26 protein-coding genes are annotated in these 24,753 nt (G+C 42.9%); 15 read left to right on the plus strand and 11 right to left on the minus strand.

Annotated features, from left to right (window positions below; genetic code table 11):
* The first annotated feature begins 353 nt into the window (after nucleotides 1–353).
* Nucleotides 354–893 carry a gamma carbonic anhydrase family protein gene (locus ACE3G9_RS11945; protein ID WP_417881417.1) on the plus strand — a complete coding sequence of 180 codons (540 nt, stop codon included), beginning with the start codon at nucleotides 354–356 and terminating at the stop codon, nucleotides 891–893.
* An 11-nt stretch (nucleotides 894–904) separates the two neighbouring features.
* On the opposite strand, the gene ACE3G9_RS11950 is transcribed toward ACE3G9_RS11945, so the two are convergent.
* Genes ACE3G9_RS11950 through ACE3G9_RS11965 form a run of 4 tightly spaced genes read right to left on the minus strand, consistent with a single transcriptional unit; the run spans nucleotide 905 to nucleotide 3,564 of the window.
* A complete protein-coding gene (locus ACE3G9_RS11950; protein ID WP_417881416.1) occupies nucleotides 905–1,165 on the minus strand; it encodes a DUF1488 family protein in 261 nt (86 codons plus the stop codon).
* A 19-nt stretch (nucleotides 1,166–1,184) separates the two neighbouring features.
* Nucleotides 1,185–2,012 carry a shikimate dehydrogenase gene (aroE, locus tag ACE3G9_RS11955; protein WP_449219247.1) on the minus strand — a complete coding sequence of 276 codons (828 nt, stop codon included), beginning with the start codon at nucleotides 2,010–2,012 and terminating at the stop codon, nucleotides 1,185–1,187.
* Nucleotides 2,013–2,051: 39 nt separating this feature from the next.
* Nucleotides 2,052–2,966 (minus strand): oxygen-dependent coproporphyrinogen oxidase, encoded by a 915-nt coding sequence (hemF, locus tag ACE3G9_RS11960; RefSeq protein ID WP_417881414.1) that lies wholly within the window; start codon nucleotides 2,964–2,966, stop codon nucleotides 2,052–2,054.
* A gap of 40 nt (nucleotides 2,967–3,006) precedes the next feature.
* Nucleotides 3,007–3,564 carry a Sua5/YciO/YrdC/YwlC family protein gene (locus tag ACE3G9_RS11965; protein WP_417881413.1) on the minus strand — a complete coding sequence of 186 codons (558 nt, stop codon included), beginning with the start codon at nucleotides 3,562–3,564 and terminating at the stop codon, nucleotides 3,007–3,009.
* 202 nt (nucleotides 3,565–3,766) lie between these two features.
* Here ACE3G9_RS11965 and purE point away from each other — a divergent pair, with 202 nt between their 5' ends.
* Entirely contained in the window at nucleotides 3,767–4,252 is a 486-nt protein-coding gene (gene purE, locus ACE3G9_RS11970; protein WP_417881412.1) for a 5-(carboxyamino)imidazole ribonucleotide mutase, read from the plus strand.
* A gap of 5 nt (nucleotides 4,253–4,257) precedes the next feature.
* Entirely contained in the window at nucleotides 4,258–5,394 is a 1,137-nt protein-coding gene (locus ACE3G9_RS11975) for a 5-(carboxyamino)imidazole ribonucleotide synthase (protein WP_417881411.1), read from the plus strand.
* Nucleotides 5,395–5,492: 98 nt separating this feature from the next.
* Here ACE3G9_RS11975 and ACE3G9_RS11980 read toward each other — a convergent pair whose 3' ends face one another.
* Genes ACE3G9_RS11980 through ACE3G9_RS11995 form a run of 4 tightly spaced genes read right to left on the minus strand, consistent with a single transcriptional unit; the run spans nucleotide 5,493 to nucleotide 8,945 of the window.
* Nucleotides 5,493–6,083 carry a DNA topoisomerase family protein gene (locus ACE3G9_RS11980; protein WP_449219248.1) on the minus strand — a complete coding sequence of 197 codons (591 nt, stop codon included), beginning with the start codon at nucleotides 6,081–6,083 and terminating at the stop codon, nucleotides 5,493–5,495.
* Nucleotides 6,084–6,097: 14 nt separating this feature from the next.
* Complete coding sequence (locus ACE3G9_RS11985; RefSeq protein WP_027695029.1) at nucleotides 6,098–6,568, minus strand: DUF494 family protein; 471 nt, start codon at nucleotides 6,566–6,568, stop codon at nucleotides 6,098–6,100.
* A 24-nt stretch (nucleotides 6,569–6,592) separates the two neighbouring features.
* A complete protein-coding gene (gene dprA, locus ACE3G9_RS11990) occupies nucleotides 6,593–7,744 on the minus strand; it encodes a DNA-processing protein DprA (RefSeq protein WP_417881409.1) in 1,152 nt (383 codons plus the stop codon).
* 49 nt (nucleotides 7,745–7,793) lie between these two features.
* Complete coding sequence (locus ACE3G9_RS11995) at nucleotides 7,794–8,945, minus strand: LysM peptidoglycan-binding domain-containing protein (RefSeq protein WP_449219249.1); 1,152 nt, start codon at nucleotides 8,943–8,945, stop codon at nucleotides 7,794–7,796.
* A gap of 130 nt (nucleotides 8,946–9,075) precedes the next feature.
* Between ACE3G9_RS11995 and def the strand changes: the two genes are divergently transcribed.
* The 5 genes from def (at nucleotide 9,076) to ACE3G9_RS12020 (ending at nucleotide 14,946) form a co-directional block, all read left to right on the plus strand.
* Complete coding sequence (def, locus tag ACE3G9_RS12000; RefSeq protein WP_417881407.1) at nucleotides 9,076–9,588, plus strand: peptide deformylase; 513 nt, start codon at nucleotides 9,076–9,078, stop codon at nucleotides 9,586–9,588.
* Between the two features lie 26 nt (nucleotides 9,589–9,614).
* The gene (gene fmt / locus ACE3G9_RS12005) at nucleotides 9,615–10,595 is read left to right on the plus strand and encodes a methionyl-tRNA formyltransferase (protein WP_449219250.1); all 981 of its coding nucleotides are present in this window, start codon (nucleotides 9,615–9,617) and stop codon (nucleotides 10,593–10,595) included.
* Between the two features lie 119 nt (nucleotides 10,596–10,714).
* Entirely contained in the window at nucleotides 10,715–11,995 is a 1,281-nt protein-coding gene (gene rsmB / locus ACE3G9_RS12010; protein WP_449219251.1) for a 16S rRNA (cytosine(967)-C(5))-methyltransferase RsmB, read from the plus strand.
* Between the two features lie 68 nt (nucleotides 11,996–12,063).
* Nucleotides 12,064–13,485 (plus strand): Trk system potassium transporter TrkA, encoded by a 1,422-nt coding sequence (trkA, locus tag ACE3G9_RS12015; protein WP_417881418.1) that lies wholly within the window; start codon nucleotides 12,064–12,066, stop codon nucleotides 13,483–13,485.
* A gap of 15 nt (nucleotides 13,486–13,500) precedes the next feature.
* Nucleotides 13,501–14,946 carry a TrkH family potassium uptake protein gene (locus ACE3G9_RS12020; RefSeq protein ID WP_417881404.1) on the plus strand — a complete coding sequence of 482 codons (1,446 nt, stop codon included), beginning with the start codon at nucleotides 13,501–13,503 and terminating at the stop codon, nucleotides 14,944–14,946.
* 279 nt (nucleotides 14,947–15,225) lie between these two features.
* Here the strand turns inward: ACE3G9_RS12020 and trhA are convergent, their stop codons facing one another.
* Both trhA and ACE3G9_RS12030 read right to left on the minus strand, forming a co-directional pair.
* Nucleotides 15,226–15,876, minus strand: coding sequence for a PAQR family membrane homeostasis protein TrhA (gene trhA, locus ACE3G9_RS12025; protein WP_417881403.1), 651 nt, complete (start codon nucleotides 15,874–15,876; stop codon nucleotides 15,226–15,228).
* An 85-nt stretch (nucleotides 15,877–15,961) separates the two neighbouring features.
* A complete protein-coding gene (locus ACE3G9_RS12030) occupies nucleotides 15,962–16,747 on the minus strand; it encodes a sporulation protein (protein WP_449219252.1) in 786 nt (261 codons plus the stop codon).
* A gap of 207 nt (nucleotides 16,748–16,954) precedes the next feature.
* Between ACE3G9_RS12030 and ACE3G9_RS12035 the strand changes: the two genes are divergently transcribed.
* From ACE3G9_RS12035 to ACE3G9_RS12055, 5 genes are all read left to right on the plus strand, one after another.
* Nucleotides 16,955–17,080 carry a hypothetical protein gene (locus tag ACE3G9_RS12035; protein ID WP_417881401.1) on the plus strand — a complete coding sequence of 42 codons (126 nt, stop codon included), beginning with the start codon at nucleotides 16,955–16,957 and terminating at the stop codon, nucleotides 17,078–17,080.
* Nucleotides 17,081–17,189: 109 nt separating this feature from the next.
* The gene (locus tag ACE3G9_RS12040; RefSeq protein WP_027695038.1) at nucleotides 17,190–17,456 is read left to right on the plus strand and encodes a YihD family protein; all 267 of its coding nucleotides are present in this window, start codon (nucleotides 17,190–17,192) and stop codon (nucleotides 17,454–17,456) included.
* A 186-nt stretch (nucleotides 17,457–17,642) separates the two neighbouring features.
* Entirely contained in the window at nucleotides 17,643–19,025 is a 1,383-nt protein-coding gene (gene ccoG, locus ACE3G9_RS12045) for a cytochrome c oxidase accessory protein CcoG (protein ID WP_449219253.1), read from the plus strand.
* A 60-nt stretch (nucleotides 19,026–19,085) separates the two neighbouring features.
* Nucleotides 19,086–20,087 carry a serine/threonine protein kinase gene (locus ACE3G9_RS12050; RefSeq protein WP_449219254.1) on the plus strand — a complete coding sequence of 334 codons (1,002 nt, stop codon included), beginning with the start codon at nucleotides 19,086–19,088 and terminating at the stop codon, nucleotides 20,085–20,087.
* A 32-nt stretch (nucleotides 20,088–20,119) separates the two neighbouring features.
* On the plus strand, nucleotides 20,120–20,719 hold the full coding sequence (locus ACE3G9_RS12055) for a thiol:disulfide interchange protein DsbA/DsbL (protein ID WP_449219255.1): 600 nt from the start codon (nucleotides 20,120–20,122) through the stop codon (nucleotides 20,717–20,719).
* A gap of 144 nt (nucleotides 20,720–20,863) precedes the next feature.
* Here the strand turns inward: ACE3G9_RS12055 and ACE3G9_RS12060 are convergent, their stop codons facing one another.
* Nucleotides 20,864–22,387, minus strand: coding sequence for a YifB family Mg chelatase-like AAA ATPase (locus ACE3G9_RS12060; protein WP_417881397.1), 1,524 nt, complete (start codon nucleotides 22,385–22,387; stop codon nucleotides 20,864–20,866).
* A 438-nt stretch (nucleotides 22,388–22,825) separates the two neighbouring features.
* On the opposite strand from ACE3G9_RS12060, the gene ilvG reads away from it, so the two are divergent.
* Nucleotides 22,826–24,472 carry an acetolactate synthase 2 catalytic subunit gene (ilvG, locus tag ACE3G9_RS12065; protein WP_417881396.1) on the plus strand — a complete coding sequence of 549 codons (1,647 nt, stop codon included), beginning with the start codon at nucleotides 22,826–22,828 and terminating at the stop codon, nucleotides 24,470–24,472.
* On the plus strand, nucleotides 24,472–24,729 hold the full coding sequence (ilvM, locus tag ACE3G9_RS12070) for an acetolactate synthase 2 small subunit (protein ID WP_193000045.1): 258 nt from the start codon (nucleotides 24,472–24,474) through the stop codon (nucleotides 24,727–24,729). Before ilvG ends, ilvM begins: the two co-directional genes overlap by 1 nt.
* The last annotated feature ends 24 nt before the right edge of the window (nucleotides 24,730–24,753 follow it).

Below are 24,753 nucleotides of genomic sequence, written 5' to 3' on the forward strand. Positions count from 1 at the left end.
CACAGATTGATAGGTTTAAATTGTTAAAGAGCGTTGTTCTTATTGAAATCGCTTAGTGCGTCTCGTTGAACAGGGCGGCCATTTTAGCGATTTAAAAGCTCGTGTCAAACACTTTTTTAAACTTTTTTCGCTAACCTTTTTGATAAGGTTTTGACCTCTGACTCGTTGCTGCAGCTAGGCTGCGTGCTCCGTGTCAGTGAGGGCGCATTATAGAGACCTGACTCACATTAGCAAGGGGTTTTTTATGTTTTTTTGCTTTTTTTGATCGTTTGGTTATTTTTGAATCAAAAAGGGCCATTTTATGTAGTTTGCTTGTGGTATTTCGCCATAATTAAACAAGATAAGGAGTAAAAATGAACCATATTCGTAGCTATAAAGGTATATCCCCTCTCATTGGGGAAAATGTATATATAGATGAGTCATCAATTTTAATAGGAGAAATACAAATTGGTAATGATTCTAGTATTTGGCCATTAGTGGCGGCTCGTGGGGATGTGAATCATATCCACATTGGCGAACGAACTAATATCCAAGATGGGTCTGTTTTACATGTCACCCATAAGAGCGTAGATAATCCAGACGGCTTTCCTCTTATAATTGGTAACGATGTCACTATAGGTCATAAAGTCATGTTACACGGCTGTACGATTCATGACAGAGTATTGGTTGGCATGGGTGCTATCATTTTAGATGGTGCGATTATTGATTCCGACGTCATGATCGGAGCCGGTAGTTTAGTTCCACCCGGTAAGCGTTTAGAAAGTGGTTACCTATATGTGGGCAGCCCAGTAAAACAAGCCAGACCACTTAAAGATGAAGAAGCAGCATTTTTATTTAAGTCTGCCGATAATTATGTGATTAATAAAAATGACTACCTGACCGAAGTAAAATAGTCATCATACAATTAGCCCAATACGATTTCACCTGTTGGGCTAAATTTCTCGTCCTCTATTGCTTCTTCTGCTAAATCTTCAAGATCGAAACGAACACGCTCAAAAGCCATTAATGCATTTTCTTTGCTCACCTTTGTATCATCTAATTGAGATAATAAGCCTAGAGAAGCGATACAATCTATAAGCTGTCCAGCTTGTTGAGCTTGGAAAACAACCGTCTGACGCTTATCGTCCCACTCACAGCGATCCGAAAAAAGGATATTTTGGTTCATTATTTAGCACTCTATTTCTTTAACTCTCTAAATTACGGCGTATCTCTCTCATCACCTGACGTACACTCGGACGTAATCCACGCCATAACATAAAGCTTTCAGCCGCTTGTCCGACTAACATTCCCAAACCATCAAAGGCATGAGATACACCGTTCTGTTTTGCCCAATCCGTAAAATGTGTTTTACCGGCCCCGTAGCTCATATCATAACTGACACTATGTGACATGAAGATCGCGGTGCTGATATCTGGTAGACCACCAGTCAGCCCCGCTGAAGTAGAATTAATGATAATATCAAAGCCAGAATCAATACTTTGCATCGACTGTGCCGAGATAGAGCCATAAGGCATGAAGGTTTCTGCTAACTCTTCAGCTTTACTTAAAGTACGATTGGTTATCACGATATGTTGCGGTTGCTGATCAAGTAATGGTTTTAATACCCCGCGAGCCGCACCGCCGGCACCAAGCAGTAAAATTCTCGCCCCTTTAAGTTGGGCGTGATTTTGCAGTAAATCCTGAACTAAACCTTCACCATCAGTGTTATCACCAATAATCAAACCATCATCAAGCTTCTTTAATGTATTCACCGCTTGTGCTAACTCTGCCCTTTCTGTTAAGCGATCAGCAAATTGATAGGCATCTAACTTAAACGGTGCGGTAACATTGCAACCTTTACCATCTGCAGCAAAAAACTCACGAGCGGCTTGCTTAAAACTATCAACAGGCGCTTCAACAATGCCATATTCCATTGCTTGATTAGTTTGACGAGCAAACAAAGTATGAATAAAAGGTGATTTACTGTGTTTTATCGGATTACCGAATACCGCGTATTGATCGAGTGTTTGCATGAATAGGCCCTTTCCTTGCCCTTAAAGAGTAAATAACCGCTACCATTCTCGTGGCTGTAAATAGTTTTGATATAAGTTGGCTTCTGCTGAATCATTTTCCGGAGAATAATCATATTCCCAACGCGCCAACGGTGGCATTGACATGAGAATAGACTCAGTACGCCCACCACTTTGTAGGCCAAATAAAGTACCTCGGTCATAAACTAGGTTGAATTCAACATAACGACCACGGCGATATAGCTGGAACTGACGTTCACGTTCGCCATATTGATGGTCTTGTCTTTTATTCACTATGGGTAAATAGGCTTGCGTAAACCCTTCACCCACTGATTTCATATAATCAAAACAGACCGAAAAATCCCATTGATTTAAGTCATCAAAGAATAATCCTCCGACACCACGAGTTTCATTACGATGAGGCAAGAAGAAGTATTTGTCACACCAAGCTTTATGCTCATCGTAGACATCATCACCAAATGGCGCACAAATCGCTTTGGCAGTATCATGCCAATGCTGGCAATCTTCCTCAAAAGGGTAGAACGGCGTTAAATCAAACCCTCCACCAAACCACCAAATCGGTGCTTCACCTTCTTTCTCGGCAATGAAAAAGCGAACATTCGCATGAGAGGTCGGAATATAAGGGTTTTTAGGATGGATAACTAATGACACGCCCATCGCTTCAAACTGACGGCCCGCCAATTCCGGTCGATGAGCGGTTGCCGAAGCTGGCATCTTATCACCAAACACATGAGAAAAATTGACTCCGCCTTGCTCAAACACTTGACCATCTCGAATCACCCGGCTACGGCCACCACCGCCCAGCTCTCTTTGCCAAGCGTCTTCAATAAATTGGTTGCCATCGACCGCTTCCAATTGAGCACAAATCGAATCTTGTAAGCTCATCAAAAAGATTTTGACCGCGTGTTTATCAACTTGTTGAGTACTATTAACCATCAACCTACTTCTCTTATTTAATATTAGCCTTGTTTAAAAGCTAACCTTGTCTTAATACGTTCGATGTTTTGGCATCACGAATTTCTGTTGGCTGAGTTCTTCCGCCCACTTGCCCTTGTAGAATCGCCACCAGCTTATCACCGAGTTGACACTCAACCTCTTCCGTAGTGCGACAAGGCTCTAACCCAGTCAAGTTAGCACTAGTTGAAGTAATTGGCTTACCAAAAGCTAAACAGAGTTGTTGTACTAAAGGATGATCTGTCACACGAACCGCAATTGAATTAAACTGTCCAGTGAGATGAGATGAAATCCCCACTTTAGCTGGCATTACCCAAGTCACAGGGCCAGGCCAAGTAGACTGCACCGCTTGCAGTTGTTCATCAGTTAACTGAGAGTCATCAATGTAAGGCAATAGCTGTTGATAATTAGCCGCAATCAAAATCAATCCTTTATCTACCGGGCGCTTCTTTAACGCTAACAACTTGTCGATGGCAGATATATTATCAGGATCACAACCGACCCCAAATACACCTTCGGTTGGATAAGCGATGACTTCTCCTTGTTGCAAAGACTCAACAACAAATTCAAAATTATTCACTATAATTTTCTTCCCTGTACAAACGGTAATAGCGCCAGTGTATAAAACCTTATCGCCGATGACTAAAATTTTTTCATCTCAATGTCATTTATTCAGATCAGAATATAGAAACAAGCTGACGCAAACGTTTTCCTTGTCGCGATTTCACAGTATAATGGCGACAATTATTGTATTAATAGCTTGAGTCGTTAAGGAGTGTTCGATGACTGTTGGAATCATTATGGGTTCAAAATCTGATTGGCCAACCATGAAACTTGCCGCAGAAATGCTGGACCGTTTTAATGTACCGTACGAAACAAAAGTAGTATCGGCTCACCGAACTCCTCACCTATTAGCTGAATACGCAGAAAGCGCAAAAGAACGAGGCATTAAAGTGATTATTGCTGGCGCAGGTGGCGCGGCTCACCTCCCAGGAATGACCGCGGCTTACACAAGTCTTCCAGTACTTGGTGTACCGGTTCAATCTCGTGCGCTATCTGGCGTTGATTCACTATACTCAATTGTCCAAATGCCTAAAGGGATTGCAGTAGGTACTCTCGCGATTGGTGAAGCGGGTGCCGCCAATGCAGGTATTCTAGCGGCGCAAATTATCGGTACTCATAATGAAAGTGTAATGGCTCAAGTAGAAGCCTTCCGTAAAGAGCAAACTGATACCGTACTGGCAAATCCGAATCCAGCTGAGGATTAATATTCATGGCAAACAAACACGTTTTAGTACTAGGTGCAGGCCAATTGGCACGAATGATGTCTTTAGCCGGTGCACCATTAAACATCAACATCTCAGCATTTGATGTCGGTAGTGAGCAAATTGTTCATCCTCTGACCCAAAATGTCATTGGTCATGGGATAAATAATGCGATTGCTTCTGCAGATGTGATTACCGCTGAGTTTGAACACATCTCGCATTCAGTGCTCGATATTTGTGAAAAAAGCGGTAAGTTTCTACCCACAACCCAAGCCATCAAAGCTGGTGGTGATCGCCGTATCGAAAAGCAACTACTTGATAATGCGAAAGCGGCTAATGCCAAATATGCGATTATTGAGAAACGTGCAGATCTTGATGCAGCGATTGAATTTGTCGGCATTCCGATGGTGCTGAAAACAGCACTAGGTGGTTACGATGGAAAAGGACAATGGCGCTTAACCGATGCGAAGCAAGTCGATCAGATCTGGAAAAAAGTCTCGGCGGCTATCGAAGCGACACCTCATCAAGCGGTGGTAGCGGAAGAATTTGTGCCTTTTGAAAGAGAGGTGTCGCTAGTCGGTGCTCGCCGTGCAAACGGTGAAGTCGCGATCTACCCTCTTGCTGAAAATGTTCATGTTAATGGTGTATTGAGCCTATCGGTCGCCATTGATGATCCAGAATTACAATCTCAAGCCGCTGAAATGTTTACGGCGATTGCTGATCAACTCGACTACGTAGGTGTATTGGCGATTGAATTTTTCGATGTCCAAGGCAAATTGCTGGTCAACGAAATCGCGCCACGAGTACATAACTCAGGTCACTGGACGCAACAAGGGGCTGAAGTTTGTCAATTTGAAAACCATTTACGCGCCGTGTGCAATTTACCACTAGGAAGCACTCAAGCAATTCGTCATACCGCAATGGTCAATATTCTCGGGCAAGATAGTCTGCCAGAGTCTGTTCTTTCGATGCCGCAATGTCATATTCACTGGTATGGAAAAGAGCAGCGCCCAGGCCGTAAGATGGGGCACATTAATGTTGGTGCTGACTCTCACCAAGAAATGAAACAAGCCCTAACCCAATTGGTCTCAGTATTAGATCCAGCCGCGTTTCCGGAGCTGAAAGACCGAGTCGCTAAGCTTTAAATACGACTACAAAAAAGACCCGCATCAGACAAATGAGTGGGGGCGGGTCTTCTTATGTTAAAGATATGTTATATAAAAACTAAACAAGCTTTAACTATCTAGCTTTGAGTATGCTGGCACTTACGATCAGCACACTGAATTTTAATACCATTAGCTAAACGTTTTTCGATTAACAAGGGAAAGCCACACTGTTGGCACTCACCTTCAAGCGGTAGTGAATTGATTGAAAATTTACACTTTGGATAAGCATCACAAGCATAAAAGCTCTTTCCAAAGCGAGATTGACGTTCAACTAATTTACCCGTTTTACACTCAGGACAAGTTAGGTTCAATTCTGACGCTTGTTCAGGTTGCGGAGTGGAAGATTCAATATGATGACACTCAGGAAAGCGACTACAACCAATAAACATGCCATAGCGCCCTTGCCTTAACACCAACTCTCCCGGTAACTCATTACCACCACACTCAGGACAAGGTACACCCAGTTCTTTTATGATATGGCCATCGTTTTGATGAAGTGGTCGAATAAAATCACACTCAGGATAACGCACACAACCCAAAAATGGCCCGTGCTTACCATGTCGTAATTGCAATTTGCCTTGGTGTTCTTCACCACACTTAGGGCAAGACTCATGCTCTAACGCATGTTCATGGGCGGAAAATAATTGTTGGTCGATTTTGTTATTCATTAGCAGCACGCAAATTAATGTACTAAACCTTGTTCAGTCGAGTAGAGTAACTCTTCCATTTGAGTGTAAGCATTTTCATTGCCCGGTACATTAAACAGTACCATCAAGATCACCCACTTAAGATCGTCCAAACTAAACTCTTGGGTTTCTAAGCCCATCACACGGTCAATCACCATTTCGCGAGTTTCTGTAGTCAGTACTTGGACTTGTTCAAGGAATAATAAAAAACCACGACAAGACACATCTAAGCGCAGCATTTCTTCTTGGGTAAAAATACGCGTCGAACTAGCCGAGCCAGTCGCCATATCGAGGCGTTCACCTTGTTGTAAGGCAGCTAACCCTTCGAGCCAGTTTAATGCTTTATAAATTTCTTGTTGGTGAAAGCCTGCCCGCAGTAACTCATCTTCAAGTTCGTCTTGATCAATCATGAGGTCTGCATCGCTATGAATATAGGTTTCAAACAGGTACATAAGAATGTCCATCATAGCTTTACCCTCCGCGGCAACACTTTATCTTGGTTTATTCCCACTATTAAGAATATAACCTCCAGGAACAGAAATAACATGTCCAGCTAACTCAAGCTCTAATATTTGCATCATTACTTCGTGTACCGGGATATGGGTACGCTGAGACAAAATATCAACTGGTGTTGGATCATTTCCTACGTTAGCTAACAGTTGGGGAAATGGCAATGGTTGGGAGTGATTAACTGTTATTTCCGACGTCGCCTGTTGTGTTAAGTTTAGCTGAGTTTGTACCGGTTGATATACATAAGAAGACCGAGATAACGCCGGATTTAATTCATCCAAAATATCTTGTGGGCTCAACGCTAGAATCGCCCCTTGCTTTAATAACTGGTTAGTTCCGGCAAACCCCGGCTGATAGATTGAACCTGGCAAAGCAAACACGTCTCGATTTTGCTCTAGTGCATAACGTGCGGTAATTAGCGAGCCACTACGCTCTGCCGCTTCTACAACCAACACACCTTGCGATAAACCGCTAATAATTCGATTGCGACGAGGAAAGTTTTCCGCGCGAGGTTTTGCATCCGGCCTTAACTCAGAGACCAAAGCACCACCTTGCTGTAAAATTCGTTCTGCTAAGCCTTTATGTCGTGAAGGGTAGATCTGATCGACACCAGAGCCTAACACTGCTACGGTCGTCCCTTGTGCCAATAAAGCACCATCATGGGCATGACCATCTACCCCTAACGCTAAACCACTGGTAATGGTGAGACCATTTTGAGCCAATTGATAAGCAAATTCTTTCGATGCCTTCAAACCATCCAAGCTTGCGTGACGGCTACCGACCATAGAAAATTGCGCGGAATTAACCGCCGCTAATTCCCCTTTGATAAACAATACCGGAGGATGCGAGGACATTTGACTTAATAGATGAGGATAGTTTTCATCTAATGGCGTTAGAATATGATGCTGTGAAGATTGTGCGAGCCAGTGTAAGCATCGCTCGACCTCTGGCTCGGCTTTGTGTTGAATATAGTCAATCTGGTTAGCTTTCAGCCCTAACTTTTGCCACTGCTGTGCCGAGTAGCCAACCAAGTTTTGTGGAGCGTCGACGCTCATCAGGCGGGCCAGCGCCACTCCACCCAGTTTTGGGGTAAAACTCAGCGTTAACCAAGCCGCCAGTTGAGCATCATTCATTTGCAAGCGGTTCCATAATCAAACGTTTCTATAATAAAAATTTGCACCATTAAGAAGCGTTATCAGCCTGTGGTACCGCTGTATGATTCGCTTGCGCATCAACGCCTTCAATCACCGGTTGCTCGGTTAGTGGAGACACCGCCAGAGAATTGACGCCAACCGGCTCTAAGCTCTGAGTGATGAAAGCTAAGCTGAATTTAGCATAAGGACGAATCACCACCATTTGACCAATTGAAACCGGCGGTAAATCTGCAGAACTAAAGCCATTAACACCGATTTCTTTTTCATAGCGGTAATCACCTTTACTGCCATAAACCACCGCACCTTGCTTAGCTAAATTAAAACTACTACCTTGAGTTAAGCCGTCATCAGTACCACGATCGATCACCACCACCTGGTTAGCTGCCATAAAGTGATGATCTTCTATTGAACCTTTAATATTGGCGACCAAACCAACCGGAGCTGGACGAGGTTGAAATATCGTCGATAAGGTTAAGTCATCACCAATCACTGGTAATACAATATCATTTTGCAAAATCTCTTGCTGTTGACTAACGACCTGTAACGCACTGGCTTTATCATTCGATTCTTTTAATTGCGCTTTGGCGACTAAACGTAATGAATAAGCGATAGCATCCACATCATCGCCACTACGTTGATATTTATCGATTAAACGATAGATTGCCCAATCAGGATGAGTCACTTTACCGTCAATATAAATGCGCTCATTGCGACTTAAGAATTTACGCCCTTCACTGGTGCCCAGTACTCGCAAGGCTTCTTCAAGTTGTTGGTCAGTCAATAACTGATCCGACTTTAAATATGGTGAGATTAACCCGTCCGATAAAGTAGAAATTGCTTGTTTATGACTCTTACGCACCTGCGGTCTGATTTTTTTCATTGGCTTTAAGCTCAACAAAGGCTGGCCATTTTGCCAAGTCAACGTCAGCTTATCGCCTGGGTAAATTAAATGCGGGTTGTCAATGTCAGGGTTCACCTGCCATAAACGCGGCCATAACCACGGACTATTAAGAAATAACGCGGATATATCCCACAGTGTATCGCCCTTTTTCACCACATAGGTGTTTGGCGCGCTCTCTTTTAGGACTAAAGGCGGAGTCGATTGAGTGGCGGCAATCACTGAAAAACTCACCACAAAAAAGACGAATAACTTCACTATAAATTGTGTAACTTTAGGCATGACCTGGATTCCTTGGTCGATATTTTGTCGCTTAATGTGATTGGATGCTGTCATTTGCCTTGTAAAATGTCTAGAATTGGAGCAATTAGGTTTAAGCTGTTTTCGGCACAGTTCAATATTTAGAGTGTATATGTCTGTATTACAAGTATTAACATTCCCAGATGATCGCCTTCGCACGGTAGCAAAACCGGTTGAAAAGGTGACTCCTGAAATTCAAAAGATCGTTGATGACATGATTGAAACCATGTACGACGAAGAAGGTATCGGTCTTGCGGCAACCCAAGTAGATATCCACCAGCGTATCGTAGTCATTGATGTTTCTGATGAGCGTGATCAGCCAATCGTGCTGATTAATCCAGAAATCATCGAAAAACGTGGCGAAGATGGCATTGAAGAAGGTTGCCTTTCGGTTCCCGGCGCTCGTGCATTAGTACCTCGCGCAGCGGAAGTCACAGTAAAAGCATTAAATCGCGACGGTGAAGAGTTCACATTTGAAGCGGATGATTTATTAGCCATTTGTGTGCAACATGAGCTTGACCACTTAATGGGCAAATTGTTTGTTGATTATCTTTCACCATTAAAGCGTAAACGCATTAAAGATAAGCTTGAAAAAATCAAACGCTTTAATGAGAAGAAACAATAATTACCCCAATCATTAATGAGGTTACCTTGAGCCAGTCTTTACGCATTGTCTTCGCAGGTACGCCAGATTTCGCCGCCCGTCACTTGGCGGCGTTACTTTCTGCACAAAAAGCTTCTGCATCTGAATATCAAATCGTCGCCGCTTATACTCAACCAGACCGCCCTGCTGGTCGTGGAAAAAAACTCACCGCGAGTCCGGTGAAGCAATTAGCACTAGAGCACGATATCCCTGTATTCCAACCTGAAAACTTCAAATCTGATGAGGCGAAACAGCAACTCAAAGAATTGAATGCCGATCTGATGATCGTTGTCGCTTATGGTTTGTTATTACCACAAGACGTTCTGGATACTCCGCGCTTAGGCTGCATTAACGTACACGGCTCAATTCTACCTCGTTGGCGTGGCGCAGCACCGATTCAGCGTGCCATTTGGGCTGGTGATGCAGAAACTGGTGTCACCATCATGCAAATGGATATTGGCCTAGATACCGGTGACATGTTGAAAATTGCCACCATGCCAATTGAAAGCACAGATACCAGTGCCTCTATGTATGAAAAACTGGCGCAGCTTGGCCCGAAAGCCTTGATTGAATGCGTAGAAGATATCAGCCAAGGGCAAATCTTCCCGCAAAAACAAAATGATGACTACGCCAATTACGCCAAAAAGCTCAGCAAAGAAGAAGCCAAGATAAATTGGGCAGATGACGCCGAGCATATTGAACGCTGCGTTCGTGCCTTTAATCCATGGCCGATGAGCTTCTTTAGTATTGCCGATAATAATGACCAGCAACATAACATCAAAGTATGGCAGTCACGAGTCGAGCCGCAACAAGCAGACCATCCGGTAGGGCAAATTATTCGCGCGGATAAAACTGGCATCTATGTGGCGACAGGTAAAGACACCCTAGTACTTGAACAACTACAAATCCCAGGTAAAAAAGCATTGTCGGTACAAGACATTTTGAATGCTCGCAGCCAGTGGTTTGAAGTCGGCAATATTTTAGGTTAATCGCTCGCTAAACGACGATAACCAACCAAGCAAGGCGCAGCGATGTGCCTTGTTTATTTTATCCATGTAACTGATTTATCTAACTTGCGACTTGTAAGTTATCGACAAGAGAAAACATCATGAACGTTCGTGCCGCTGCTGCAAAAGTATTATTTGAAGTTGTAGACCAAGGTTATTCGCTCTCTTCTGCGCTTCCTACTGCACAGCAAAGTATTCGCCCAAGAGATCACGCGCTATTACAAGAGATGTGCTACGGTGCATTGCGTTATCTTCCACGCCTAGAATCCATCGTTAACGAACTCATGGATAAACCGCTGAAAGGCAAACAACGCGTTTTTCATCATTTAATTTTGATTGGTATTTATCAATTAAGCTTTATGCGCATTCCACCACACGCCGCTGTTGGTGAAACGGTAGAAGGTGCTCAAGCATTAAAAGGCCCGCGTTTACGTGGTTTGATTAATGCGGTACTACGTAACTACCAACGCAATCAAGAGCAACTCGATACGCATGCAATTAGCCACAATGCGGGTAAATATGCGCATCCAAGCTGGTTATTAAAATTATTACAGCAAGCCTACCCAGAACAATGGCAAAAAATTGTTGAAGCCAATAACAGCAAAGCGCCAATGTGGTTGCGAGTCAATCGCCAACATCACACTCGTGATCAGTATCTAGAATTACTAAAGCGAGACGACATCGAAGCGGACATTCACCCACAAGCACAAGATGCACTACGTTTGCTGTCACCTTGTGATGTGATGACACTACCGGGCTTCGATCTCGGTTGGGTATCAGTGCAAGATGCTGCTGCTCAGTTATCCGTTGACTACTTAACGCCGCAAGATGGCGAATTGATTTTAGATTGCTGCGCCGCGCCGGGTGGTAAAACTGCGCATATTTTAGAACACACTGCCAACACAGAAGTCGTCGCGATTGATTGCGATGACAACCGCTTAAAACGTGTGCATGAAAACCTAGAGCGTTTACAGCTTCAGGCGGAAGTGATTTGTGGTGATGCCCGTTACCCAGAAGAATGGTGGAACGGTGAGAAGTTTGATCGCATTTTATTAGATGCACCATGTTCTGCTACCGGTGTGATCCGTCGCCATCCTGATATTAAATGGCTACGTCGTGGTAGTGATATTGAAGCATTAGCCGAACTACAAAGCGAAATACTCGATGCAATGTGGCGTCAACTTAAGCCAAACGGTACTTTAGTATATGCAACATGCTCCATAACACCACAAGAAAACGTCCAACAAGTTAGCGCCTTCTTGAGCCGCACTAACAATGTCGAATTAGTGGGTTCAGAGCGAGACAATCCGGGTCGCCAAATTCTTCCTGGTGAAGAAAATATGGATGGATTCTATTACGCGGTCTTACGTAAGACTGCATAATATAAATAAAAAATTGTTGAGACTGTGACTTCATTCCCGAAGCACATCAACTCAATATTGTGGTGACAATCCCTCACCACTTTGCAAGGTTAACTCAAGGTTCACTAAATATTATGAAAATCATTATTCTTGGTGCAGGACAAGTTGGCGGCACACTAGCGGAAAACCTAGTGGGTGAAAACAACGATATTACCGTTATTGACCGCAATACTGATCGACTCAGAGAGCTACAAGATAAATATGATTTACGTGTGGTCAATGGTTATGCCAGCCACCCTGATACCCTTCGTGAAGCCGGCGCACAAGATGCTGATATGTTGGTGGCAGTGACCAATTCAGATGAAACCAATATGGCCGCTTGCCAAGTGGCGTTTACCTTATTTAACACTCCAAGCCGAATTGCCCGCATTCGTTCACCAGAATACTTAGCCGAAAAAGATGCCCTGTTTCAATCCGGTGCCATTCCTGTCGATCACCTGATTGCCCCAGAAGAATTGGTTACCAGCTATATTGAACGCCTGATTCATTACCCTGGCGCACTGCAAGTGGTGAGCTTTGCCGAGAAAAAAGTCAGCCTAGTGGCAGTAAAAGCCTACTATGGCGGCCCGCTGGTGGGTAATGCGTTATCGACATTACGTGAACATATGCCTCACATTGATACTCGTGTAGCTGCAATTTTCCGCCAAGGACGCCCAATTCGCCCACAAGGTACTACCATTATTGAAGCCGATGATGAAGTATTCTTCGTCGCGGCAAGTAACCATATTCGTGCAGTAATGAGTGAACTACAGCGCCTTGAAAAAACTTACCGCCGTATCATGATCGTCGGTGGTGGTAATATCGGTTCAAGCCTCGCTAAATGCCTTGAAAAAGACTACAGCGTTAAATTGATTGAACGTAGTTACCAACGCGCAGAACAGTTATCTGAAGAGTTAGAAAACACTATCGTATTCTGTGGTGATGCCGCAGACCAAGAACTGCTCAATGAAGAGAATATCGACCAAGTTGACGTATTTATCGCGCTAACCAACGAAGATGAAACCAACATCATGTCTGCGATGTTAGCCAAGCGTCTCGGTGCCAAAAAAGTGATGGTATTAATCCAACGCAGTGCTTACGTTGATTTGGTACAAGGCGGTGCTATTGATGTGGCAATTTCTCCACAACAAGCGACGATTTCAGCACTACTGACTCACGTTCGTCGCGCCGATATTGTTAACGTATCATCATTACGCCGCGGTGCTGCAGAAGCGATTGAAGCAATCGCTCATGGTGATGAATCCACCTCAAAAGTAGTCGGTAAAGCAATTGGCGATATTAAACTACCACCAGGCACGACCATTGGCGCAATTGTCCGTGGTGAAGAAGTACTGATCGCTCACGATAGAACGATTATCGAACAAGATGACCACGTTGTGATGTTCCTAGTCGATAAAAAATATGTGCCGGATGTAGAACGCTTATTCCAACCAAGCCCATTCTTTTTATAAGAGTAAGAGAGTCGCATGGTTAACTATCGTCCCATATCGTTCGTACTCGGATTAGTGTTATCAAAAATCGCACTATTTATGTACGTACCAACTCTGATGGCATTTTTTACCGGTACCGACGGTTTTATTGAATTTGGTCAATCTTTATTAATTACCCACTTTGCCGCGTTTGTTTTTCTGTCACTTGGGCGTACCAAAAACTTCCGTCTCGGGGTGCGTGATATGTTCTTGATCACCACCTTAGTCTGGAGTGTCTCAAGCTGTTTTGCTGCTCTACCCTTTGTTTTTATAAACCATATCAGCTTTACTGATGCTTACTTTGAAACCATGTCAGGCATCACAACCACAGGCTCTACGGTATTAAGTGGCTTAGATAATATGTCACCCAGCATTCTACTGTGGCGCTCTACCCTACAATGGATTGGTGGCGTTGGCTTTATAGTCATGGCGGTAGCAATTCTACCTATGCTAAACGTTGGGGGGATGAGACTGTTCCAAACCGAATCTTCTGATTGGTCCGATAAAAGTAGCCCGAGAGCCAAAAATGTCGCAAAGAACATTGTGGTGGTTTATATCACGCTAACCTTTTTATGTATTCTTGGCTATCTATACACTGGTATGGGATTATTTGATGCAATTAACCATGCTTTTACTACCCTTTCAACAGGCGGTTATTCCACCAGCGATCGTTCAATGAATCACTTTTCGAATGGCGCGCATTGGATAGGTTCTCTGTTCATGTTCTTAGGCGGTTTGCCCTTCTTATTGTTTGTCACCGCTCTGCGCAAAAGAACCCCCAAAGCACTATTCCTTGATGCTCAGGTACGCGGCTTCTTTTATTTAGTGGTGACCACTAGTTTGTTGGTTGCGTTATGGATGACCTTCCGTAACCATTATTCATTTTTAGATGCGATTCGAATTTCAACCTTCAATATTATTTCAGTCTTAACTACCACCGGATTTGGCTTAGATGACTTTACCGCTTGGGGTGGATTGCCATCAGTCATCTTTGCTTTCTTAATGTTAGTCGGGGCCTGTTCGGGCTCCACATCTGGTGGTATCAAAATTTTCCGCTTTCAAATAGCCGCCACTCTGCTCAATAAACAGATAATGCGATTAATTCATCCATCCGGGGTATTTGTCCAGCGCTATAATCAACGCCCAGTGAACGATGACATCGTCCGCTCAGTGGTTGCCTTTGTATTAACTTTTATTCTGACGATAATTTTTATCGCGGGAGCATTAGGCGCTATGGGCTTAGACCCTATTACTAGTATCAGTGCTTCCATGACCGCGGTCGCCAATGTTGGCCCAGGAATGGGCAGTGTTATTGGGCCAACCGGTAACTTTGCGCCTCTGCCAGATGCGGCTAAATGGTTACTCAGCTTTGGCATGTTAATGGGTCGTTTGGAAATTCTGACTATCTTGGTGATTTTCTTCCCTGCTTTTTGGCGCACTTAACTTTATACCAATACAATTCATTATCTATTAGAACAAGACATAAATTTTCGATAAGTAGTTGCTCTACAATCAACGTCTTTATAAACGAAAGGTATAACACAGTTATCGAGGCTTTTAACAAGCAAGAATGATCATATAACTAGTGCGATTGGTATTACATATCTCACAGGGACAAAAATGGCAAGCCTAATCAGCTCGTCACTTTTATTCTTATATCGCTACTGGATTCTCATATCGCTATTGTCATGCAACTATTGCACACAGCCTCAATCGACTGAACTACCTTGTTACTGGATCCACGTACCCATAAATACTTATAAAGTGACAAATACAGCCACCAAGTACGAATAGATGCCAAATCGCATGGTTATAAGGAATTCGTTTGTTGGTGTAGAAAAATACTCCTAGTGAATAAATCACTCCGCCAGCGACCAACCAGATAACGGCTCGAATATCTAAATGCGTCGCCAATTGATAAACCACTACCAGCGATAACCAACCCATAATCAAATAACTAATCAGCGAAAAAGCCTTAAAGCGATAGACAAATGAAACCTTCATGATCACGCCTAAAAGAGCGATCGACCAAATTACGATCATCAATCCAATCGCTAAATCAGTACGCAGACCAACCAACAAAAATGGGGTATAACTTCCGGCGATTAATAAATAAATTGCGCTGTGATCTAAGGTTTTTAACCAACGCTTAGCTTTAGGGGAAGAAATTGAATGATATAACGAGGAAGCTAAAAACAGCACTATCACACTCGTACCATACACTGCCATACTGACATAAGTCATGGTGTCTGCATGGTTGGCATAAGACTTCATTAACAACACCACTAAAGCCACGACACCCAATATTACCCCTAGGCCATGGCTAATACTGTTGGCGAGTTCTTCACGAGCGGTATATTCTGCAGACGACATGGCCTACCCTCTAAAGCACACAATGAAGTATCTATTTTGACATATTGAGCTTACAAGTGTAAGCCCAAAATAATCATAATTGCAATTAAGTGCTTTGCTCTAAAAACTCCAGCACCTTCTTACCCGCTTCAAGCGGTGATTCATCATATTGCAAAACCAATTCACGCTTCAATTTATTACTACCAATGAAGCTTGATAGCATGCCGCCCATACCTTTCTTTTGACGATCCACTTCAAACCAGATCTTCAATTCATGTTCAGTCCGATAAGTAACAATTTCCAATTCACGCCAACGACCATGAAATTCACCATGGACTGGCACAAACTCAAACTCTTGCACAAATGGTAAATCAAAGCCCTTCACTGCTTCACACTCAACTTGGCGAATACGCAGTCCCGCTTCTTCTAAAGCAGAAAAAATACCATCTTCCAATGGATCTGGGCGCACGGTTAAAATATCGGTATCTTTAGGATCAGATGCTAAGGCAATATCTAAAGTGGTATCTAGCCACACCTTAGAGTCCCCTAGTGTGATCGGGGTGTTCCAAGGTACCTGTAAATCAACCGAGAACACTTTATCTTGATGTGGATTAATATCGAATGCTTCAGGTAAAGACCACTTATCCAACACATAAGTTTGCGCTACTTTATTGCCTTCTACTTTGCGCCCTTCAGGATTAATTCTCTCAGCACGATAACGACAGCACAGTTTTAGATAAATATTATCGATCGACTGCTCAGTTGCCCCACCATAAACATGCACATCAACCGACACGGTTTGCCCCGGATAGATCACATCTTGCTTTAAGATCGTATCGACGCGCGCCGAACCAATACCTAAACTCGCTAATGTTTTCTTAAAAAACGACATACCTGCTCCTCGTTTTTTTAAATTCCTGTCAATTTATTCACTTAGCGATAAAAAGGATATCGCTTTAGCAATTCTTTATGACTATACTATTACATAGTCGAAAAATTATTCGATTACTGGTCAAATTTAGGACAAACAATCAAAATACATAATGATTGGATCAGGTAACAATAGCCACGGATGTGCGTTTTTATAGGCAATAACTATATGCGTCCTGTTCCTGTTCGAGCTTCATTTTCTCGCGGTTCAGCTTCTCGTCGCCGCCACGGTTTTGCTACGGTTCCTGTAGCGAAAACAGCCAAAGCGCCAGTAGAAGCTCCAGAGCAAAAGTAATGTGGCTCAAAACTCGATATCTCAAGAGCGCAGCATCATTTAGGTGCTGCGCTTTTTTTATAATTTGCTACCGTACTGCAATAGTCCTTACTTTATCTATGGTGAAAAAATGAAATGCCATCGCGTTAATGAATTAATTGAACTACTCCACCCTGAATGGCAAAAAGATCCTGATCTAAACCTACTAGAGTTCATCGTTAAGCTTAGTCAAGAAGCGGGCTATCAAGGCAAATTAGAAGACCTTACTGATGATGTTCTGATCTACCATCTCAAAATGCGTAATAGTGGTAAAGAAGAAATGATTCCTGGCCTAGCAAAAGATCAAGAAGATGACTTTAAAACCGCACTGTTACGTGCACGTGGTATTATTGAGTAATGATGACCGGAAAGCCAAGTCACTTGGGTATATACTTGGCTTTTTAGTACATTTTCAATGATAATAATCTCAAAGCTAGATCCTCATTACACCTCATCACAATTCAATCAGATATACTGTGGCACAATAATTTCCGCATAACTAAATAAAGGCAACGTATCTTTATGTCGGACCAAGGGAGCTGCAATGAACCAAGATAGAATTGATGTCAAAGTCATAACCCCGAACACCAACCGGGATGCTAATGGCAAAATATATGTAAGAAAAAGCCAAGGGACATTTCAAAAAATGCGGCGTTATGGCGGATGGTTCCTAATGGTATTGTTTGCCTTTCTACCTTGGATCACCTATCAAGGTCACCAAGCCATTTTATTTGATTTACCCAAACAGCAATTTGTTTTCTTTGGCGCGACTTTCTTTCCACAAGATTTAACCTTATTGGCCATCATTTTTGTGATCGCAGCCTTTGGTTTATTTTTTATCACCACCTTTTTAGGGCGAGTATGGTGTGGTTACCTGTGCCCACAAACTGTATGGACCTTTATTTTTATCTGGTTAGAAGAAAAACTAGAAGGCTCAGCTAACAAACGACGCAAACAAGATAATAGTAAATACACAACCAATCTTATGCTGCGTAAAACCATAAAGCACATTGCTTGGTGGGCTATTTCGATTATCACTGGTTTAGTGTTTGTCGGTTACTTTATTCCCGTCCGTGAACTCTTTAGTGAATTTGCCACCTTTGAATTAAGCTTTTGGCCTGCATTTTGGGTATGGTTCTTTGCTGCTTGCACTTATGGTAACGCCGGCTGGATGCGCTCAATTATGTGTTTGCACATGTGTCCTTATGCGCGCTTCCAATCGGCAATGTTTGATAAAGACACCTACATCGTCGGCTACGATGCCAAGCGCGGCGAACAAAGAGGTCCACGCTCACGTAAAGCAGAAAAACCCGCTGGTTTAGGAGATTGCATCGACTGTAACTTATGCGTACAAGTGTGCCCAACCGGCATCGATATTCGTGACGGCTTACAATATGAATGTATCAACTGTGGCGCTTGTATTGATGCTTGTGATCAAACAATGGATCGCATGGGCTACCCTCGCGGTTTAATCAGTTACACCACCGAACATAAACTGGCGGGCAACAAAACCAAAATCATGCGTCCTAAATTAATTGGCTATGGAATTACTCTCGTCTTAATGCTAGGGCTGTTTATCAGTCAAGTGACAACAGTCGATCCGGTTAATATGAGTGTGCTGCGTGATCGCAACCAAATGTATCGAGTGGATAATCAAGGTTGGATAGAAAATACCTACACCTTAAAAATCCTAAACAAAACCCAGCAAACTCAGCAATATCATATTGATGTGGAAGGGTTAACCGATGTGAAATGGTATGGCAGCCAAACCATTCAAGTTCCTGCTGGTCAATTGGTGAGTAAACCACTCACTCTAGCGGTGAACCCTGATGAGTTAAGCTCGCCGATCATCAAGTTTAAGTTTATACTCAGCGACGATAGCGGGTTTAACCTAAATGTAGAAAGTCGCTTTATTAAGAAGCTTTAATTCACATAACAAGTTAACAATCACATAAGGAAGGGCTAAGTAATTGGCCCTTTTTATTATATGAATAACGATAATGCGCCAACCATGGCTTTCAACTTTGAAGCCTTAACGCCCGACTTTATGTGGTATGCCTTAGAAAGTATTGGTGTCAGAGCCGAATCGGGTTTACTGGCTCTTAACAGCTATGAAAACCGGGTATACCAATTTATCGATGAAGATAAAAAACGTTATGTAGTGAAATTTTATCGCCCACAACGTTGGTCACAAGCGCAAATCATAGAAGAACATCAATTCACCCAAGAATTACTGGAACAAGATATTCCAGTTGCTCCTCCTTGCGTGATTAATGGCATGACGCTACATCAATACCAAGGCTACTACTTTGCGCTATTTAAAAGTGTTGGTGGCCGTCAGTTTGAAGTGGATAATCTCGATCAAATGGAATGGGTAGGCCGCTTTATGGGGCGTATTCATCAAGTCAGCCAAGCTAAATCATTTGAGCATCGTCCAACTATCAACCTAGATGAATACTTATACCAACCGCGTCAATTACTGCAACAATCAAGCTTTATTCCAAGCTATTTAGAGAAAAGCTTTTTCAGCGACCTTGATATGCTGATCGAACAATTAGAACGACATTGGTTTGAACCTAAGCAACTCATCCGTTTACACGGTGATTGCCATCCCGGCAATATTTTATGGCGTGATGGCCCAATGTTTGTTGATCTTGACGATGCGCGTAATGGTCCGGCAGTGCAAGATTTATGGATGCTACTCAGTGGTGAACGTTCAGAAAAATTAATGCAGCTCGATATTATTCTTGAAGCTTATAGCGAGTTTTCACATTTTGATACTAATCAATTGAAACTGATTGAGCCTTTACGCGGTCTTAGAATGGTCCACTACATGGCTTGGCTGGCAAAACGTTGGCATGATCCAGCTTTTCCGATTGCATTTCCTTGGTTTAACGATGCAAAATATTGGGAAAATCAAGTACTGGCATTTAAAGAACAAATTTCAGCTTTGCAAGAACCGACGTTATCGTTAACACCACAATGGTAACTCACCTAAAATGAAATGGAGTTAATTCTACAATGAAAAAAATCTTTACCCTGTTTGCTGCTCTGGTATTGAGTTTTGCTGCTCAAGCAGAACGATTTCCTGAAGGTGATTACTACAAAGTGATTGACCTACCGGCTGCTAGCTCACCAACTGTGACTGAGTTTTTCTCTTTCTACTGCCCACACTGTCATGAATTCGAACCTATGATTGGCGCACTAAAAAAACATCTTGATGGAAATGCCGATTTTGAAAAAGTGCCGGTTTCATTCATGGGTGGCAATATGGGCAAGCCAATGAGTAAAGCTTACGCGACGATGGTTTCTCTAGATGTAGAAGACAAACTGGTTCCAGTTATGTTTAACCGCATTCATGTACAACGTAATCCGCCAAAAGATGAAGCTGAATTACGCCAAATTTTCCTAGATAACGGGGTATCTGCGGCTGATTTTGATGGTACTTATAACAGCTTTGCGGTTGATTCAATGGTACGTCGCTTTGATAAAGCCTTTAAAGATAGCGGCCTTTCTGGTGTTCCAACCGTTGTGGTAAACAACAAGTACGTTGTTGATGCGAGCAAAATTAAAGATATTAATGAGTACTTTGATTTAATTGATTTCTTATTGAAGAAGTAATCAAACCGACTCATAAACAAAACGGGAAGCGAATTGGCTTCCCGTTTTTTATTTGTTTTCAGTGCAGATAAAACCTACATTAAATCACTAAAACTTATTTATAATTATAAACTTACCTACAATCAAAAACCTAGCATTAAAACTCTATACCGCTTGTGCCGTTAACTGCTTTAATAAGCGATCCATATTGCGATAACCTAACGCTTCCGCTAAATGGGCTTTTTCAATCCACTCTGCTTGTGATAAGTCAGCAATAGTACGGGCGACTTTCAAGATACGATGATAAGCACGCACCGATAATCCCAATTGATGGAGCGCTTGTTCTAAAAATTCCGCATCCGCTTTAGCAAGTTTACATACTTGCTCAATTTCACGGCTGTTTAATAACGCGTTGACCTTACCACTGCGCGCTAACATCAATTGACGAGCTTGCCAGACTCTCTGTTTGACTACTTGCGTTGGTTCTCCGCGATCACCACCTTGCGATAACGTTCCTTTTGGTAATGCAGGAATTTCAATCGACATATCAAAACGATCCAGTAATGGACCAGATAAACGACTCAAATAGCGCAAAATAGTTTGTGGATTAGCGCGGCTTTGTGAACCTTCATAATACCCAGTTGGGCTCGGGTTGAGTGCACCAACCAATTGAAATCGAGCTGGGAAACGGGTTTTTCCGGCAGCACGAGAAATAATAATTTCACCCGATTCTAAAGGTTCACGCAGCGAATCTAACACTTTGCGGTCAAATTCCGGCATTTCATCTAAAAATAACAAGCCATTGTGCGCTAATGAAATTTCTCCTGGCCTTGGGATTGAGCCTCCGCCGACTAACGCTGCCATTGAACTAGAATGGTGAGGAGAGCGAAATGGCCTATTTTTCCAGTTATGATGATTAATTTCTAATTCCGTTAATGAGGCCACCGAAGCACTTTCTAACGCTTCATCATCACTCATCTCTGGTAACAAATCACATAAACGAGAAGCCAACATGGTTTTTCCGGTTCCCGGTGGGCCTAAAAATAACAAGTTATGCGAACCTGCCGCGGCAATTTCGAGTGCCCGCTTACCTTGCTGCTGACCAATAATATCTTGTAAGTCACGATCATTATTTGTCTTAGGTTGTACGTTGTCAGTAGTAAATAATCCCATGGTTTGCTGACCACATAGATCAGCACACACTTCCAATAAGGTAGTCGCTGATTTATGCACTTCTTGGCCAACGAGCGCTGCTTGATCGCCATTATCTTTTGGGACGACTAAGGTTCTCTGTTGTTTAATACAAGCTAATGCTGCGGGAAGTACACCTTTAACTCTTCTAAGTTCTCCAGACAAAGCCAATTCACCGACAAACTCATGGCTGTCGAGTTTATTAATTGCGATTTGTTGAGAAGCAGCCAAAATACCTAATGCAATCGGCAGATCAAAACGACCTCCTTCTTTAGGTAAATCGGCCGGCGCTAAATTGACCGTGATTCTTTTGGCAGGAAATTCAAAGTTTGAATTTAAAATTGCGCTACGCACCCGATCTTTAGCTTCTTTGACCGTGGTTTCTGGAAGTCCGACTAAAGAAAATCCCGGCATACCGTTGCTTATGTGAACCTCAACGGTCACCTCTGGCGCCTCTACCCCCACACAGGCTCGACTATGTATGATTGCTAATTCCATTTATCTATCCACTTCTTTTATATTTTGATTAGGTACTCCTGTATACAAGCTTTGAAGTAAGCCATATGGTGAAAAAAGTGTGAGTTTTTGCTTGTAATATGATCAATTTATGTGATACCACTAATACTACAGATTACGTTACGCTTTCAAATGGAATTGGAATGAACCCTATCGCTCGTATTCACACTCTGATTATTCTCCTAGTCGTGGTCATTATTCGGTCCGCGCGGGGATTAGTGAGCGATAAGTAACACCAAACACTATCAAGCCCCCGCACTTTAAGTCGGGGGCTTTTTTTTATCTCTTTTTAAACATAAAAATTTACCATTGGTCATGACAATAATAATAAATTAATACCAATAAAGTAGGACAAGGAATACGCCTCATGCAGACACAATACATGGAAGACAAACCGCAAAACGCGCAGGAGACTAAACGATGAATGGAGCAGAATTAGTAGTCAGCGCACTACAGCAAGAAGGTATAAAAACCGTATTTGGTTACCCTGGTGGCGCAATCATGCCAATTTACGATGCCCTATATGATGGCGATGTCGAACATATCTTATGTCGTCACGAGCAAGGTGCTGCAATGGCAGCGATCGGGATGGCTCGTTCAACACAAGACGTTGCCGTTTGTATGGCTACATCCGGCCCCGGTGCCACTAACCTAGTTACCGGTCTTGCCGATGCCCTCATGGATTCGATCCCGATTGTTGCCATCACAGGACAAGTTGCCAGCACTCATATCGGTACCGATGCTTTCCAAGAAATGGATGTAATCGGTATGTCACTATCGTGTTGTAAGCACAGTTACTTAGTGACGGATATCAACGATCTCGCTCCCACTCTTTCTGAAGCCTTTGAGTTAGCCAAATCTGGTCGCCCCGGTCCAGTATTAGTCGATATCGCTAAAGATGTTCAATTAGCTCAAGCGCCAACCAAGATACTGCCTGAATTTACTCCCCCTTCGATTCCAGTTGCAACTCAACAAGCCATCGAAGAAGCTCAGCAAGTTTTATCTAATAGTCATAAGCCTGTTTTATATGTCGGCGGCGGTGTTCAACTCGCTCATGCAACCGATACAGTACGTGAGTTTTTAAAGTTAAACCCAATCCCAACCGTCAGCACTCTAAAAGGCTTAGGCACCATTGAGCGTCATTATCCACACTACCTAGGTATGCTTGGCATGCATGGCACCAAAGCCGCTAACCTAGTCGTGCAAGAATGTGACTTATTAATAGTAGTCGGTGCGCGTTTTGATGACCGAGTAACCGGCAAGCTAGATACCTTTGCGCCACACGCCAAAGTGATTCATTTAGATATTGACGCAGCCGAATTTAATAAACTTCGTCATGCCCACGCGCCATTACGCGGCGATCTCAACCTACTACTGCCGCAACTGGAAGTGAGTAATGATGTTACTGAGTGGAACGAACATTGCGACCGTTTAAGAAAGAAATTCAAATGGCGCTACGATCACCCGGGTGATTTGATTTATGCGCCAAAATTGTTGAAACAACTGTCAGATATGATGCCAGACAGTTCGATGATTTCGACTGACGTAGGCCAACACCAGATGTGGGCAGCTCAACATATCCAACCGCGCGCGCCACAAAACTACATCACCTCAGCTGGTCTTGGTACCATGGGCTTTGGTTTGCCAGCAGCAATGGGGGCTAAAGTTGCACGTCCAAATGATGAGTCAATTCTGATCACTGGCGATGGCTCTTTTATGATGAACATCCAAGAGCTTGGAACATTAAAGCGTCGCAAAATTCCAGTAAAAATGGTGCTGCTAAACAACCAACGTTTAGGCATGGTTCGTCAATGGCAATCACTATTTTTTGATGGTCGCCACAGTGAAACTGTTTTAGATGACAACCCAGATTTCATCATGCTAGCTAAAGCATTTGATATTCCGGGTAAAACGATTACTCGCAAAGAAGAAGTTGAGCCAGCATTAAAAGAGATGCTCGCCAGTGAAACGCCTTACTTATTACACGTTTTAATTTCAGAAGAAGAAAATGTTTGGCCATTAGTGCCACCGGGCGCCGCAAACCAAGATATGTTGGAGAACACCTAATGGACAGATATCAATTAAACATAAAAGCAGACGACAAACCCGTATTGTTAGAGCGAGTGTTGCGCGTGATTCGACATCGTGGTTTTATAATCCGACAAGTGATCGCCACCGTGAACCACGAAAGTAATGTTGCAACAGTGGAAATCATTGTTGATAGCAACCGACCTATCACGATTTTGATCAATCAGATTGAGAAGCTATGGGACATTCGCACCGTCGAAACTCAACTGCTGCAAACACATTTAGTAGAAGAATAAAAACATCGAATTGAAAAGGAAGAC

This window comes from Vibrio sp. E150_018, from assembly GCF_053544035.1.

Coding starts and splice junctions, on each gene's coding strand:
- ACE3G9_RS12030 (WP_449219252.1), bottom strand. CDS start 16,747: ATGTCGTTTTTTAAGAAAACATTAGCGAGTTTAGGTATTGGTTCGGCG.
- hemF (WP_417881414.1), bottom strand. CDS start 2,966: ATGGTTAATAGTACTCAACAAGTTGATAAACACGCGGTCAAAATCTTT.
- ACE3G9_RS11985 (WP_027695029.1), bottom strand. CDS start 6,568: ATGATGGACATTCTTATGTACCTGTTTGAAACCTATATTCATAGCGAT.
- ACE3G9_RS11980 (WP_449219248.1), bottom strand. CDS start 6,083: ATGAATAACAAAATCGACCAACAATTATTTTCCGCCCATGAACATGCG.
- ACE3G9_RS11945 (WP_417881417.1), top strand. CDS start 354: ATGAACCATATTCGTAGCTATAAAGGTATATCCCCTCTCATTGGGGAA.
- ACE3G9_RS12060 (WP_417881397.1), bottom strand. CDS start 22,387: ATGGAATTAGCAATCATACATAGTCGAGCCTGTGTGGGGGTAGAGGCG.
- ACE3G9_RS11950 (WP_417881416.1), bottom strand. CDS start 1,165: ATGAACCAAAATATCCTTTTTTCGGATCGCTGTGAGTGGGACGATAAG.
- def (WP_417881407.1), top strand. CDS start 9,076: ATGTCTGTATTACAAGTATTAACATTCCCAGATGATCGCCTTCGCACG.
- ilvG (WP_417881396.1), top strand. CDS start 22,826: ATGAATGGAGCAGAATTAGTAGTCAGCGCACTACAGCAAGAAGGTATA.
- ilvM (WP_193000045.1), top strand. CDS start 24,472: ATGGACAGATATCAATTAAACATAAAAGCAGACGACAAACCCGTATTG.
- purE (WP_417881412.1), top strand. CDS start 3,767: ATGACTGTTGGAATCATTATGGGTTCAAAATCTGATTGGCCAACCATG.
- ACE3G9_RS12035 (WP_417881401.1), top strand. CDS start 16,955: ATGCGTCCTGTTCCTGTTCGAGCTTCATTTTCTCGCGGTTCAGCTTCT.
- ACE3G9_RS12050 (WP_449219254.1), top strand. CDS start 19,086: ATGAATAACGATAATGCGCCAACCATGGCTTTCAACTTTGAAGCCTTA.
- aroE (WP_449219247.1), bottom strand. CDS start 2,012: ATGCAAACACTCGATCAATACGCGGTATTCGGTAATCCGATAAAACAC.
- dprA (WP_417881409.1), bottom strand. CDS start 7,744: ATGAATGATGCTCAACTGGCGGCTTGGTTAACGCTGAGTTTTACCCCA.
- ccoG (WP_449219253.1), top strand. CDS start 17,643: ATGAACCAAGATAGAATTGATGTCAAAGTCATAACCCCGAACACCAAC.
- ACE3G9_RS12020 (WP_417881404.1), top strand. CDS start 13,501: ATGGTTAACTATCGTCCCATATCGTTCGTACTCGGATTAGTGTTATCA.
- ACE3G9_RS12040 (WP_027695038.1), top strand. CDS start 17,190: ATGAAATGCCATCGCGTTAATGAATTAATTGAACTACTCCACCCTGAA.
- ACE3G9_RS11995 (WP_449219249.1), bottom strand. CDS start 8,945: ATGCCTAAAGTTACACAATTTATAGTGAAGTTATTCGTCTTTTTTGTG.
- rsmB (WP_449219251.1), top strand. CDS start 10,715: ATGAACGTTCGTGCCGCTGCTGCAAAAGTATTATTTGAAGTTGTAGAC.
- ACE3G9_RS12055 (WP_449219255.1), top strand. CDS start 20,120: ATGAAAAAAATCTTTACCCTGTTTGCTGCTCTGGTATTGAGTTTTGCT.
- ACE3G9_RS11975 (WP_417881411.1), top strand. CDS start 4,258: ATGGCAAACAAACACGTTTTAGTACTAGGTGCAGGCCAATTGGCACGA.
- trhA (WP_417881403.1), bottom strand. CDS start 15,876: ATGTCGTCTGCAGAATATACCGCTCGTGAAGAACTCGCCAACAGTATT.